Raw genomic sequence first — 12,638 nt, 5'->3', positions numbered from 1 at the left:
GCCATTGCCTTCTCCGGTTCAGTTGGCGAGTTGCGCGGCGATAAGATCGCGGAAATCGCTGACCATGGCCTGCGCGGCATCGCCGGTGACAGGCGTGATGCAGGTATAGGTCTTGGCACAGAAGGCCTGCCATTCGTCCGACGCGGTGGCTGTCGCGACCGCCGCTTCGAGTTTGGCCACGACGTCGTCCGGCGTACCGGCCGCAACAGCGATGCTGCGGTAGTTGTCGAGACCGGAAATATCGATGCCTAGCTCGGCCGAAGTCGGCACATCCGGGAAGGCCGGGTGACGCTCTTTTGAGAAGACCACGACCGGCGCCAGCTGACCGGCTGCGATGAATTGACCGACGTCGCCCGGCTCTTCATAGATTGCCGCCGTGTGACCACCGATGGGCGAGGCATAGCGTTCGGCGGGCGCCTGGAAAGGCACATTTTCCATCTGTATTCCGGCATTTGCCAGAAGCTTCAGCGTTACGTCGTCCTGGGTGCCATAGCCCGAGGTTGCCACGGTAATCGCACCGGGGTTGGCCTTGGCGAATTCAAAGAGAGCCTCCGCTGTCTGATGCTCGCCGCTGGTGGGCACGAACAGGAACGAGGGCGAGCTTTGCACGACGGAGATCACGCGGAAGTCTTCGGGCTTGTTGTCGCCCAGGCCGGAAGCCCAGGAGGCAACGGTCAGCGAAATCAGTGTGCCCATCGAATAGCCGTCCGCCGGGTTGGTCCGCAGCTGCGTCAGACCGGCATTGCCCGACGCACCCCCGACATTCGATACCGGGATCGGCACGCCCAGTGGTTCTTCCATCAGCTGGGCCATGGTGCGGCCCATCAGATCGGCCCCGCCGCCGGGCCCGAAGGTCACGATCAGTTCGACCGGACGATTGGGATAGTCCTGTGCCACGGCCGCGCCCGCAAGGGCCATAGTCCCCATGATCGCAGTTGCGCAGAGGGTCGCTTTTCCAGTGATTGACTTCATCTCTTCCTCCCATTGGTAATTGTTTACCGGGGTCTGCATGTCTCAGTCCCGGGTTGCTTCGATCGTGTTTTGGTTGTTGTGCGCAGGTTTCTGTTGCTCTGGCTGAGCCGTCATTTCGGCCAGCCTGAGCCGCTGGATCTTTCCGGATGGTCCTTTCGGCAATTCGTCCATGACATGGACCACGTCGGGGCATTTGAACTTGCCAAGTTTCTGCTCGCAAAGCCGGATCAGATCGCCACGGTTCACGGTTGCGCCGTCGCGCAGTTTGACGGCCGCTTCAACCCGTTCTCCGTAGCTTTTGCAGGGGCGGGCGAAGGCCGCGGCCTCGACGACGTCGGGATGGGAATAGAGCGCCTCGTCCACCTCGCGCGGCGCGATGTTCTCGCCACCCTTGATGATCAGTTCCTTCAGGCGGCCGGTCACGAACACATAGCCGTCCGGGTCCATCTTGCCGAGGTCCCCGGTCCGGAGCCAGCCGTCGCCGGTCAGTGATGCCGTGGTGGCGTCGGGATTCTTGTAGTAGCCGAGCATGACATTCGGCCCGCGCACTGCGATCTCGCCCTCGGTGTCGGGCGGCAAGGGCGCCAGATCGGCCGACAGGATGTCCACCTCATTGCCAAAGGCTATCCCGGGTGAACCGATCTTGCGCGGCCCCGGCGGCATCGGATTTGAGAGGATCTGCGCGGCGGTTTCGGTCAGCCCCATCGTCTCGACGATTGGAATACCGAAACGGCTTTCGAATGCGGACTGAGTCTCGACCGCAAGAGCCGAGGATGCGGAACGCCCGAACCGGATGCGCGCCTTCGTGGCCGCGTCCGGATCTGCCTCACCATGAAGCAGATGCGAAACGATCGTCGGAACGACCGAGAACCAGGTGATCTCATGCTCGGCACATGTCGTCCAGAACCGGCTGGCCGAAAACCTGTCGCATACGACGACGGACCCGCCCGCAATGAGCGGCGCCATGATCGTCACGCACAGGCCATTGATATGATAGATCGGGAGGACACACAGCGCACGATCCCGGTCGGTGAGCTCATGCGCCAGCGCCGTGGTCCAGCCACCGGCGAGCAGGCTGGCATGGCAGTGCAGCACGCCCTTCGGACGCCCCGTCGTGCCGGACGTATACATCAGCAAGGCATGGTCGTCGGCGTGAAGTTCGCTGAGCGCTGCCGCTGGCGTGCCGTCCGGCCAGTCTATGTCGTGCCCGACGAGGATCTGTTGGGCGGTCACGTCATGCGCGCCTTTGGCGGCCACGAAAAGATCGCGCTGCGCCTCGCCCACGAGAACCACCACCGCGTCGGAATGTGACAACGCATATCCCATCGCTTCGGCGCCGGCGACGAGGTTGATGATCGCCGCCCGGAAACCTCCGTATAGAACGCCGAACAGACACAGGACGCCCTGACGGCTGTTGGGCAGCATGAGGGCCACGCTGTCTCCCTTTGACAGTCCCATACCGCTTATCCGTGCGGCAATTTCGGACGCACCGTCACGCAGCGCCGACCATGTCAGCGGTGCCGCGCCCGGGAACAGGTGGCTTACGCTATCCCCGTCACGGTCCGCGCGCCGATCAAGCCAGCTGCGCACCGTCCCGGTCGGCGCGGAGGTGGAAACATGCGTCATCTTCCCGCCTCTGCCCAGTATCCGCCGAATATCTCATCCAGTGACGGTTCACGCGGCGGTATCGGACGGATGACCTTGGTGCGCTGCATGAAATGCCGCCAGTGGAGGTTGTCGTCGATTGAATTTCCGCCCCAACTGCCGCATCCCATCGACAGCGAGAACGGCATCCCGTTGTCGAACGCCCCGCCGGTGGCGAAGCAATGCGCCTGGTTGACGATGACCCGGCATGTCGGCATGTGGCGGCCTAGCGCAACCGGCCTCTCCGCGTCAGTTGTATGCAGACCGATCGAATGACCCGCACCCTGGTAGTTCAAAACCCGTTTGGTGATCGCGACCGCATCGTCGTAGTCCCGCGCCCGATACAGCGCGGCGACCCGGCTGAGTTTTTCGCCGGACAGAGGATGGTCCGGCCCGATCCCGTCGGTTTCGACCGCGATGAACCGCGTACCCTCGGGCACGGCGCCTGCAAGCCCCAGTTTCTCAATCAGGACATTGGCGTCCTTTGCGATTACCTCGCGGTTGAGATGTCCCTCCGGCCAAAGCTTTTCGATGATGCTGGCGGACTGGGATTGCGGAACTGTTGCGCCGCCCTCCGCGGCCATGGCCTTCAGGAAGTCATCGTAGACCGCGTCGACCACTACCAGCGCGTTTTCCGACGAACAGGAGGTCGCATTGTCGAACGTCTTCGACGCGGCGATCTTCGCCGCTGCTGCCGCAATATCGGCCGTCTCATCCACAATCACGGTGACGTTGCCAGCGCCGACTCCGACAGCAGGCGTCCCGCTGGAATAGGCGCGACGCACATTGTCCTGACTGCCGGTGACGACGGCGAGGTCGGCAAGCTCCAGCAACCTCTGGGTATCGGCCTTGGTCCCCGGAGGGGGGATCATCTGCACCAGCCGCTTGTCTTGGCCGATCTTGTCGAACTCGGCATGGATGAAGCCCAGAAGCATCTCGCAGCAGGCAACCCCCTTGGGGGACGGCGACAGGATGATCGCGTTGCCACACTTCAATGCGTTGATGATGTTGTTGGCGGGCGTGGCCGCCGGATTGGTCGACGGCACAACGGCACCGATGACACCCAGCGGACGGGCGATTTCGGTGATCCCTTTGGAGGCATCGTCCGACAGGATACCAAAAGTCCGGGCGTCCGCGATATCACGCATCAGGCCAAGGGTCTTGCGGTGGTTCTTCGTGATCTTGTCGGCGACGTTTCCAAGGCCCGTCGTGCGCACAGCAAGCTCGGCCAAGACCTGGTTGCGCCCAGGCTCCATGATCGCCCAGGCCGCTGCCTGGGTCGCACGGTTATACCGCGCCTGGCTGCCCCCGGCTTCGAACCCGGCCTGTGCAGACCGTGCTGTCGCTACCAGAGCGTCCACCTGATTTTCCGTGCCGTGGGTGGCCATCCACACCCCCTGTTGCCAACCTGAAAGCTGACGGTAGGGAATGAAAATAGTATTGCAAATGTTTTCATAAAAATGCGATTATCGAACTGAAAGTCATGAAAAAACAGTCGTATAAGGTAGATATCATCTCGGTGGCCAATGCTGCCGGCGTATCCGCTGCAACCGTTTCGCGGGCGATGAATCACCCCGATCTGGTGAATCCGGCGACCCGGAAAAGGGTCGAGGCAGCTATTCGCAAAACGGGTTACATCCGAAACCGAGCCGCCCAAACGATGCATGGCCGACGCAGTGCGACGCTTGGGCTTGTCGTGCCGACCGTCAACTACTCGATCTTCGCCGAACTGGTTCAGTCATTCAATGACACCGTCTCGGATATGGGTTTTACCCTCCTGCTGGCGACTCATGGCTACGATCTGAAAACCGAATATCAGGTGCTCAGAAAGCTGCTGGAACACCGGGTCGATGGTGTCGCACTGATCGGCCTCGATCACAGCGAAGACACCTACCGGCTATTGGCGTCTCAAGACGTGCCCGTTGTTGCGGTGTGGAACTATTCCGAGACGTCACGGATCTCCTGCATCGGCTCGGACAATCGCGAGGCCGGGCGGATCGCGGCGGAACACATCTTGGCGCTGGGCCACAGGCGTATTGGATTCATCTTTCCTCCGACCGCCGAAAACGATCGTGCCCGTGGTCGTTTGGAGGCTGCGAAAACGGCAGTGAGGGAAGCGGGGATCGAGATACCCGATGCATGGACCGTGCAATCGCGCTACAGCATCACACAGGCAAAGGCGGTGTCCAAGGACCTGTTCAACCAGGGCCATCCGCTGACCGCGCTGATCTGCGGCAATGACATCATTGCACAGGGCGCTGTTGCCGCTGCGATGGAAATGGGGATCAGAATCCCTCAGGATCTTTCAATCATGGGCATCGGCGATTTCGTCGGTTCGGCCGACATGTTTCCAGCATTGTCTTCGGTCAGGATCCCCGCCCATGCAATCGGTTCGCAAGCAGGCCAACACCTGGTCGGCTGTGTTGGAGATTTTGACCCGCGGCACATCGTCAGGATCAAGATCGAGGCGGCCCTCAACCTCCGGTCTACGACGACACGGCAGCAAGGCGACTGAGCTTGGGGCGACGTGCGCATTTAGAAAATGGCAGCATCGGTTTGCCGCATCGCAGGAGCGTGGCGTAGCGACGGATGACCGCTTTGGGCCGATCTCGCGAGAGCGAAATCCTGAGCAGTTGGGGCTTGCACCGCATTAAGCCTCGGCGAACCCAACCTTGTTGAGGTCAGCGAGCAGTACATTCCTAGAATGCCGCAGCCTTCGTTCTATGAACATCGTGACCGCTAAGGCGGGAGCCATCAGAGCGACGAGAAGCGCCGCCGAAAAAGTCAGGAAAACCTGCGCGGTCTCAACCATCCGGAACTCCGCCGAACCAAAGCTCATGAAATTGAAGCGCAGAAAGCCCATACCGTAGATCGACACAGCACAGACAATCGCAGTCGGAAGCCAGAAAAACGGGCCCAGCATACGGCGTTCAAACGTGTCTATCGCGGCCAGGCGAATGCGCAGCCAGTCTTCGACCTTCTGGTCCATCTTATTCCTCCGTCAGCAACTCAATCCAGGTTTGCACGTCTTCCATCGGAATTTCCTTGCCCCTGAGGTAGGACCGATACCAGCGCGCGGCAATGGCGCTGCGCTTGGGGTGTTTGAGTGCAATCCTTTCACGCTCCAGATAGGAGAAGCCGTTGGCATCAGTGTCGGGCAGGTGCGACGGCTAATGGCTCGTGGAGAAATCGAGTTTGTCGAGATATCTCCCAAGGTTCGGCGCCTCACATTGAGTGCTTGGGCGCGTTTCCAACGGCGCGAAACCAAAGAGGTCTTGGCTTCTGATGAGCGGAACTGAAAATGGTGACCGATCGCGCCAATTGTCGATTCCAAAAACCGCCCTGCGAACCGATACGTGCAGAACCGAGAGCCTGAATTTGGTATCCGTCAATGACTCGTGAAACACTTCTTTACGCCTATGTGACGCCTGGGGCATTCGCTCAGCACTTTGGCTTCTCGGAACGGGAAGTGCGCAGGAAAGCCAGAGAAATGGGGGCCTGCCACGTTCAGGGCAAGCGGATGGTTCTGTTAGAAGATGACATCCGGCAGCTTATGGAGGCAATGAAGCCATGCCCCTCACACTCTTCAGGCGAAGTAAGATCTGGCACTACCGAGGAACGGTTGCCGGTCGGCGACTACGCGGCTCTACGGGTACGGCTGACCGAGCCATCGCAGAACGGCTCAAGGCAGAAGTCGAAGCTAAGGCGTGGGAACGCAAGTTCGACGGGCCGGGCGCGGGCCTGACCATGGCGCAGGTCTTTTCGGCTTATCTCGACGCCGAGAAGTCTGAGCGCTTTCTATTGCGTCTCGCTGATTACTGGAAGAACACCTTGGTCGAAACAATCCGACCGGAGACGGTCCGTCAGGCGGCGAGGAAGATCTACCCTCAAGCGACGGAGCCAACGTGGAACCGGCAGGTGATCAAGCCAACCCAGGCGGCAATCAACTATGCAGCGGAGCTAGGATGGTGCCCACGGATTTCCGTGAAGCGTTTCACTGAGAACCCCGAGGAAAAAACACCGGCAACGGTGGAATGGGTGCGCGCCTTCGCCGATCAGGCGGATCAGGATGGGCTGCCGCACCTCGGCGCACTATGCCTTTTCATGTTTGGAACCGCCGCACGCGTCGGTGAAGCATGCCGCCTTGAGTGGCGCGACATCAACCTGAGCGCATCGACGGCTACGATACAACTCTTCAAGCCAACGATTTGGACCAGAACGGCGCATATCCAGCCCGAGGTCGTGGCGGCTCTAAAAAACCTTCCCTCTAACCGGAAACCCGACGATCTCGTCTTTGGCTATGCCGGACGCGGAAGCGTAAGAGGGCCTTGGAACAACGTGGCAGCACGAGCCAACATCCCACGCTTGACGCCCTATTGTTGCCGCCATGGCTTCGCAACGTCGATGTTGCGGCGGGGCTATGATGTGAAGACGGTGGCAGAGCGCGGCGGATGGAACGATGCCACGACCGTGCTACGAACATACGCCCATGCAATCGAGGATAAGACGGTCACTGACGCACTTTTTGACACATGAGCGACACAGCGTGATATCAACGCACACCGAACAATTTGTAAACAAAGGAGAAAATGAACATGACTGCTACCCCTCGTTGGGAGGGGTGTCCCACCGCCGGGGAAAGAGCGGGTCGAGGGCTGGCACAAGCGGGAAAAGTGGTCTAGTGCGGCGCTTGAATGACTAAAACCGACGCCAACCGTCCACTATCGGAAACTTGCCATGTTCATCGCCACGCTTCTGGCCAATCCCACGCAGGCCGACCTTGACAGGACGACGGTCGAATCCCTTCGCGATGCCTGGGGCGGGGGCGAGGCGGTCTGGCTCAATCCCGGTATCGCGGCGGAATTCGCGGTGGCGGAGGTTCCGGCCAACCGTTGGGACGTTTGGCAGGGATTGCAGGGGATAGGCGTCGATCTGGTGGTGCAGCGGGCCGAGGGACGGCGAAAGCAGATGCTGCTGGCGGATATGGACAGCACCATGATCGGTCAGGAATGCATCGATGAGCTGGCCGATATGGCCGGCGTGGGCGCGCGGGTGGCCGATATCACCGCGCGGGCGATGAATGGCGAACTGGATTTCGAAGGCGCGCTGCTGGAGCGGGTGGGTCTTCTGAAGGATCTGCCGGAAGAGGTCATCGGAGAAGTATTGGCGAAACGGATCACCTATACGCCAGGCGGGCGCGAACTGATCGCGACGATGAAGGCCAATGGGGGTTATGCGGCGCTGGTCTCGGGCGGATTTATTGCCTTTACCACTGCCGTTGCGGCCCATCTCGGCTTTGACGAGAACCGTGCCAATACGCTTTTGGTCGAAAATGGCCGCCTGACCGGCGATGTCGGTCGCCCCATTGTGGGACGCGAGGCGAAAGTTGCAGCACTGAAGGAGATTTCCGCGCGGCTGGGCATCTCTCATGACGCGGTGATGGCGGTTGGGGACGGTGCCAACGATCTCGGCATGCTCTCACTTGCCGGGGCGGGGGTGGCGTTGCACGCCAAGCCGTCGGTCGCCGCCGAATGTGATATCCGCGTCAATCACGGCGACCTGACGGCGCTTCTCTATATTCAGGGCTACACCGCGACCGAGTTTACGTGATCGGGTTGAGTGGCATTGTCGCGTAACTGTGTTGACCCGCTTTAAGCCGTTTTCGGTCGTTGCCAAAAGCGGGACACAAGCCGGGAGGGTGCCTGCCCGTGGAGTGGCGCAACGACCGTCTTTCAGGCTCCCTTACGCCAGCAACGCCCCTCATCGCTCATGCGAAGCGGGCGGGCGCTCGCCCGGCGCGTGTCGCGCTTGTTCCCGGTCAAAAGGGGCCTTGTTACGAACGGGCGTATCGTACCGATAGCTGACAATCAAAGCACCCGCGAGCTGGCGCAAGCCTTCTTGCCCTTCGTGCGTTTCCGTTCCGCTCGGGGGTATTTTGGATAGAATAAGCCGTGGTCAGTCCGCGAACCCCGTCGCGAGCCGCATGTCACCTGCCAGAAGTCCCCGCCGGCTGAGGATAGGGCCGGTCAGGTAGCGATCGACAACGGGGTGGTTGCGGTCAAGCGCGCCGACCCGGATCAGAAGTGCGGTGATCGCCGCCTCTGACGCCCGTGTGCCACCATCGATGATCTTCAGCGCAATGCCGCGCTTCAGTTCCGGCAGGATCGCGACGAAAACCGCCTCGGCGCCGAACTTGATCGCGACCTTGCCGCCCATCGCCCGCATCAGGTTGGTGCAGGCGCGCCCCTCGCCCGCGACCAGTTCCGGATAGGACGTCATTGCACGGAACAGACGTGTTGCGGCCCGGTCGCGCGACGTACCATCCGGATCAGCCGCTGCAAACCGGGACACGCCGCGCGCCAGCCCGTGCATTGTCGTCGCAAAATTCGGGGCCGAACAGCCGTCGATGCCGAACCCGGGCGAGGTCACTTCCGTGATCTCCTCAAATGCCTCGCGGACCGCGCGCTGCACCGGATGATCCGGTTCGATATATTCGGACCCGCCCTTCAGATGTTTGTTCAGCGTCAGAAAGCCCGCATGTTTACCGGAACAATTGTTGTGCACCTGACAGGGACTGGTATCGGAGCAGATCAACCCCTTGCGCGCATCCCGGTCATCCGGCATCTGCGAACCGCAGCGCAGGTCAGACTCACCCAAACCGATCCCTTTCAGCCAGCTATCAACCGGATCGGTATGGATCGCCGCGCCATTGTGGCTGGCACAGGCCAGTGCAAGCTGGGCGTCGGTCAGACCATAGGCCTCTGCCGCTCCACTTTCGATCAGCGGCAGGGCCTGCATCATCTTGCAGGAGGAACGCGGGAAGATCACCGCATCGGGGTCGCCCCATGCCTCTACAATCTCGCCCTGTTCATCACAGATCACGGCGTGTCCGGCATGCATGCTTTCCAGAATGCCGCCGCGCCACAACTCGATCATCGGTATCGCAGACATGTTCCTCACCGTTGCGCGATTTTCTGCCGTCAGGGCTTTTCCCACTGGCAGAGATTAAGTTAAGACGTGCATATCGAGTTGAAGTGCGGCCCGCTATCCCCAAAAAGTCGCCGATAAGGCGGGGGGCGGTCACGCAGAGGCAGACAGCTGGAGGCTGTGAACGGATGGCATCAAGGATCACACGCGCAGCGGGCGCAGCTTTGCTGGCGCTGGCATTGGCGCCGGGCGCAATGGCGCAGGTTTCTGAAAACCGGGTTGCGGCCGAAACCGCGTGGAGCGTCTTTGTCGATGGCGATCCCAAGGAATGCTGGGGCGTATCGGCACCGACCGAGACGCTGAACACCCGCGACGGGCAGGCAGTATCGGTACGGCGCGGCGATATCCTGCTGTTCGTGACCTACCGGACCGGGGCATCCGAAGGCGAGGTCACTTTTACCGGTGGCTACCCCTTCAAGCCGGGCTCTGTCGTAAAGCTGGATATCGGCGGCACGAATTTTGACCTGGTGACCTTTCCGGATGCACCCGAATGGGCATGGTCCGGCTCGCCGGAAGAGGACGCAAAGATCGTAACTGCGCTCAAGGCAGGAGCTTCGGCGGTGGTCCGTGCGGAATCAAGCCGTGGAACGAAAACGCAGGATTCGTTCTCACTCATCGGGATCAGCGCAGCCCTTGACGAAGCGGCCAAGCGCTGCGCGGGCTGACACCGCAGGCCGCGCGAGGAAGAATACCTGCGGTGTTTCGGGTTTTCTCTTTGTCGGAATTCGAACCTTTATCCCTCGAATTCCGACAGCCGGTATCTGAAGACAGGTCCGAAGAAACGCCTTAACTCTCCAGGAAACAGGCGACTCGACTTGCCAGATCCTCACCCGTGGCGTCGCGATTGAAGAACTCCACAAAACCGGTTTCGGGTAGCATCAGATAGGTCTGTGTCATGTGATCGACGAGGTAATATTCGTCGCTCGTATCGTCGGGAACCTTGAAATAACTGCGATAGGCCTTGGCCGCGGCCGCGATCTGTTCGGGCGATCCGGTCAGACCGATCATGCGCGGATGCACGTAATCGGTCCATTCCTTCAGCACCTCTGGCGTATCGCGACCCGGATCGACCGAGATCATGACAGGCGTCACCTCGTGACCCATCTCTTCCAGCGCGTCTATCGCTTCGGCGTTGCGGGCCGTATCAGTCGGGCAGATATCAGGACAGAACGTATAACCGAAATAGACAAGGCTCGGCTTTGTCAGGATATCGGTATCGGTGACCGTGCGCCCATCTTCATCCACCAGCGTGAATGGCCCGCCAATGGTCGCAACCCCTGCAATCTTGCCTTCGCGGCACCCGGCATAGGGATCGGACATTCCATAGCGGGTCACGGCATAGGTCGCCACTAGCGCAACAGCGACAAGGGACACGGCCGCGAGGGCATAGGTTCTGGTCGATACCGGCATACGATTCCTCTTTGACTGGTGTCGGCATTGATCGCGCATCCCGCGCCGACTATCAATTCACAAGCGCCGGGATGCGACAACAGGACCTGATATGAGCCAGCCGGCAACCGACCCCATCGCGACCAAGACCGATACAGGGTTCCCGGCCCGTATCACCCGCAGCGACTGGGTGCGGCTCAGAACGCTGATCCTGCTGCGCTGGATGGCGGTTGCCGGTCAGGTCGGGGCCATTCTGGTTGCCTGGAAATACTACGATGTCGATCTGGAAGTCACGCTTTGCCTGATGGTCGTGGGGGCGGCGGTAGCGGTGAACCTTGTCACGATGTTCGCCTATCCCGAAAACAAGCGGCTGACCGAGACCGAGGCGATGCTGACGCTTCTGTTCGATACTGCCCAGCTTGCCTTGCTGCTGTACCTGACCGGCGGATTGAACAACCCCTTCGCCCTTCTGATCCTTGCGCCCGCCACCATCGCGGCGACGGCTTTGCAAAGCCGCGCGACCGTATTTGTCGGCTCGGTGACCATCGCGCTTGTGTCGTTGATTGCCTTTACCCACCGACCGCTGAAGATGATCGACGGAACAGCAATTCAGGTGCCGGGCGTCTTTGGCTTCGGCTTCTGGCTGGCCATCGTGATCGGGGTCGTGTTCCTCGGGCTCTATGCCCGCCGGGTTGCGTCCGAGATCCACTCCATGGGCGACGCGCTTCTGGCCACGCAGATGGCGCTGGCCCGCGAACAGAAGCTGACCGATCTTGGAGGGGTGGTCGCTGCGGCGGCACATGAGCTGGGCACACCGCTTGCGACCATCAAGATGGTCAGCGCCGAACTGGCCGACGAACTGGAAGGGCATCCGGTCTTGCGCGAGGATGCCGAACTGATCCGAGAGCAGGCCGACCGGTGCCGGGATATCCTCAGATCCATGGGCCGGGCCGGAAAGGATGATCTGCACATGCGCTTTGCCCCGCTGTCGGCGGTGATCCGCGAAGCCGCCGAACCGCACCTCAACCGGGGGAAGGTCCTGCATTTCGACATCGGCGATGTACCGGGGCAGGCAAATGCCCAGCCCACGATCCGGCGGCATCCGGAGATCATCCACGGATTGCGCAATCTGGTGCAAAATGGCGTCGACTTCGCGCAGGACAATGTCTGGATTGATACGATGGCAACGCCGACCCATATCTCGGTTCACATCGCTGATGATGGCGCGGGCTTTCCCCCGCATCTCATCGGCAGAATCGGTGATCCGCTGATGTCGCGACGCCGCGACGACGACCGGAACCGGCCGGGCTATGACGGAATGGGGCTTGGCCTTTTCATCGCAAAAACTCTGCTTGAACGGACCGGCGCTAGGCTGACCTTCCAGAACGGGGCCGATCCGTTTCTGGCCGAAGACGAACGCCCCGAACGCTGTGGTGCGCTGATCACCGTTACTTGGTCACGAAAGGCCATCGAGGCACAGGAACGGCAGGCACTGGGTGAGAACCGTAACATATCTGCCTAAATTTGACGCAAACTCGCCCAATAGTTGTTCTATTAACTCATCCTTAACTTCTTATTTGAAATGTTTGCATAAAGGGGCGCAGACCCCTTTTGGGAACGGGTTAGATATGGTGCTACCAATCACC

Annotated in this window: 11 protein-coding genes; 5 read left to right on the top strand and 6 right to left on the bottom strand. The window is 60.6% G+C overall.

Going from position 1 to position 12,638, the window contains the following annotated elements; all coding sequences use genetic code 11:
- Positions 1 to 18 precede the first annotated feature (18 nt).
- From WBB85_RS08985 to sauS, 3 genes are read right to left on the bottom strand one after another with little or no spacing between them, the layout of a single operon-like run.
- Complete coding sequence (locus WBB85_RS08985; protein ID WP_432638285.1) at positions 19 to 1,011, bottom strand: Bug family tripartite tricarboxylate transporter substrate binding protein; 993 nt, start codon at positions 1,009 to 1,011, stop codon at positions 19 to 21.
- A 3-nt stretch (positions 1,012 to 1,014) separates the two neighbouring features.
- Positions 1,015 to 2,598, bottom strand: coding sequence for an AMP-binding protein (locus tag WBB85_RS08980; protein WP_432638284.1), 1,584 nt, complete (start codon positions 2,596 to 2,598; stop codon positions 1,015 to 1,017).
- The gene (sauS, locus tag WBB85_RS08975) at positions 2,595 to 4,004 is read right to left on the bottom strand and encodes an acylating sulfoacetaldehyde dehydrogenase (protein WP_432638283.1); all 1,410 of its coding nucleotides are present in this window, start codon (positions 4,002 to 4,004) and stop codon (positions 2,595 to 2,597) included. Before sauS ends, WBB85_RS08980 begins: the two co-directional genes overlap by 4 nt.
- A gap of 95 nt (positions 4,005 to 4,099) precedes the next feature.
- On the opposite strand from sauS, the gene WBB85_RS08970 reads away from it, so the two are divergent.
- Positions 4,100 to 5,131 carry a LacI family DNA-binding transcriptional regulator gene (locus tag WBB85_RS08970; protein ID WP_432638282.1) on the top strand — a complete coding sequence of 344 codons (1,032 nt, stop codon included), beginning with the start codon at positions 4,100 to 4,102 and terminating at the stop codon, positions 5,129 to 5,131.
- A 135-nt stretch (positions 5,132 to 5,266) separates the two neighbouring features.
- On the opposite strand, the gene WBB85_RS08965 is transcribed toward WBB85_RS08970, so the two are convergent.
- On the bottom strand, positions 5,267 to 5,605 hold the full coding sequence (locus tag WBB85_RS08965; protein WP_432638281.1) for a hypothetical protein: 339 nt from the start codon (positions 5,603 to 5,605) through the stop codon (positions 5,267 to 5,269).
- Positions 5,606 to 6,186: 581 nt separating this feature from the next.
- Between WBB85_RS08965 and WBB85_RS08960 the strand changes: the two genes are divergently transcribed.
- Both WBB85_RS08960 and serB read left to right on the top strand, forming a co-directional pair.
- Positions 6,187 to 7,152, top strand: a complete 966-nt coding sequence (locus WBB85_RS08960) for a tyrosine-type recombinase/integrase (RefSeq protein ID WP_432638280.1) — start codon at positions 6,187 to 6,189, stop codon at positions 7,150 to 7,152.
- Between the two features lie 201 nt (positions 7,153 to 7,353).
- Entirely contained in the window at positions 7,354 to 8,226 is an 873-nt protein-coding gene (serB, locus tag WBB85_RS08955) for a phosphoserine phosphatase SerB (protein ID WP_432638279.1), read from the top strand.
- Positions 8,227 to 8,571: 345 nt separating this feature from the next.
- Here serB and WBB85_RS08950 read toward each other — a convergent pair whose 3' ends face one another.
- Positions 8,572 to 9,567 (bottom strand): asparaginase, encoded by a 996-nt coding sequence (locus WBB85_RS08950; RefSeq protein WP_432638278.1) that lies wholly within the window; start codon positions 9,565 to 9,567, stop codon positions 8,572 to 8,574.
- A gap of 164 nt (positions 9,568 to 9,731) precedes the next feature.
- Between WBB85_RS08950 and WBB85_RS08945 the strand changes: the two genes are divergently transcribed.
- The gene (locus tag WBB85_RS08945) at positions 9,732 to 10,268 is read left to right on the top strand and encodes a hypothetical protein (RefSeq protein ID WP_432638277.1); all 537 of its coding nucleotides are present in this window, start codon (positions 9,732 to 9,734) and stop codon (positions 10,266 to 10,268) included.
- 121 nt (positions 10,269 to 10,389) lie between these two features.
- Here the strand turns inward: WBB85_RS08945 and WBB85_RS08940 are convergent, their stop codons facing one another.
- The gene (locus WBB85_RS08940) at positions 10,390 to 11,013 is read right to left on the bottom strand and encodes an SCO family protein (protein WP_432638276.1); all 624 of its coding nucleotides are present in this window, start codon (positions 11,011 to 11,013) and stop codon (positions 10,390 to 10,392) included.
- 91 nt (positions 11,014 to 11,104) lie between these two features.
- On the opposite strand from WBB85_RS08940, the gene regB reads away from it, so the two are divergent.
- The gene (gene regB, locus WBB85_RS08935) at positions 11,105 to 12,514 is read left to right on the top strand and encodes a sensor histidine kinase RegB (protein ID WP_432638275.1); all 1,410 of its coding nucleotides are present in this window, start codon (positions 11,105 to 11,107) and stop codon (positions 12,512 to 12,514) included.
- Positions 12,515 to 12,638 lie beyond the last annotated feature (124 nt).

Source organism: Albidovulum sp. (genome assembly GCF_049646345.1).
Taxonomy (GTDB): Bacteria; Pseudomonadota; Alphaproteobacteria; order Rhodobacterales; family Rhodobacteraceae; genus Albidovulum.
This window is presented reverse-complemented; position numbering and strand designations above follow the sequence as displayed.

Excerpts from the sequence above, each read along its gene's own strand:
- WBB85_RS08970 (WP_432638282.1), top strand. The coding sequence starts at position 4,100 with ATGAAAAAACAGTCGTATAAGGTAGATATCATCTCGGTGGCCAATGCT.
- WBB85_RS08965 (WP_432638281.1), bottom strand. The coding sequence starts at position 5,605 with ATGGACCAGAAGGTCGAAGACTGGCTGCGCATTCGCCTGGCCGCGATA.
- WBB85_RS08950 (WP_432638278.1), bottom strand. The coding sequence starts at position 9,567 with ATGTCTGCGATACCGATGATCGAGTTGTGGCGCGGCGGCATTCTGGAA.
- serB (WP_432638279.1), top strand. The coding sequence starts at position 7,354 with ATGTTCATCGCCACGCTTCTGGCCAATCCCACGCAGGCCGACCTTGAC.
- WBB85_RS08985 (WP_432638285.1), bottom strand. The coding sequence starts at position 1,011 with ATGCAGACCCCGGTAAACAATTACCAATGGGAGGAAGAGATGAAGTCA.
- WBB85_RS08945 (WP_432638277.1), top strand. The coding sequence starts at position 9,732 with ATGGCATCAAGGATCACACGCGCAGCGGGCGCAGCTTTGCTGGCGCTG.
- regB (WP_432638275.1), top strand. The coding sequence starts at position 11,105 with ATGAGCCAGCCGGCAACCGACCCCATCGCGACCAAGACCGATACAGGG.
- WBB85_RS08960 (WP_432638280.1), top strand. The coding sequence starts at position 6,187 with ATGCCCCTCACACTCTTCAGGCGAAGTAAGATCTGGCACTACCGAGGA.
- WBB85_RS08940 (WP_432638276.1), bottom strand. The coding sequence starts at position 11,013 with ATGCCGGTATCGACCAGAACCTATGCCCTCGCGGCCGTGTCCCTTGTC.
- WBB85_RS08980 (WP_432638284.1), bottom strand. The coding sequence starts at position 2,598 with ATGACGCATGTTTCCACCTCCGCGCCGACCGGGACGGTGCGCAGCTGG.
- sauS (WP_432638283.1), bottom strand. The coding sequence starts at position 4,004 with ATGGCCACCCACGGCACGGAAAATCAGGTGGACGCTCTGGTAGCGACA.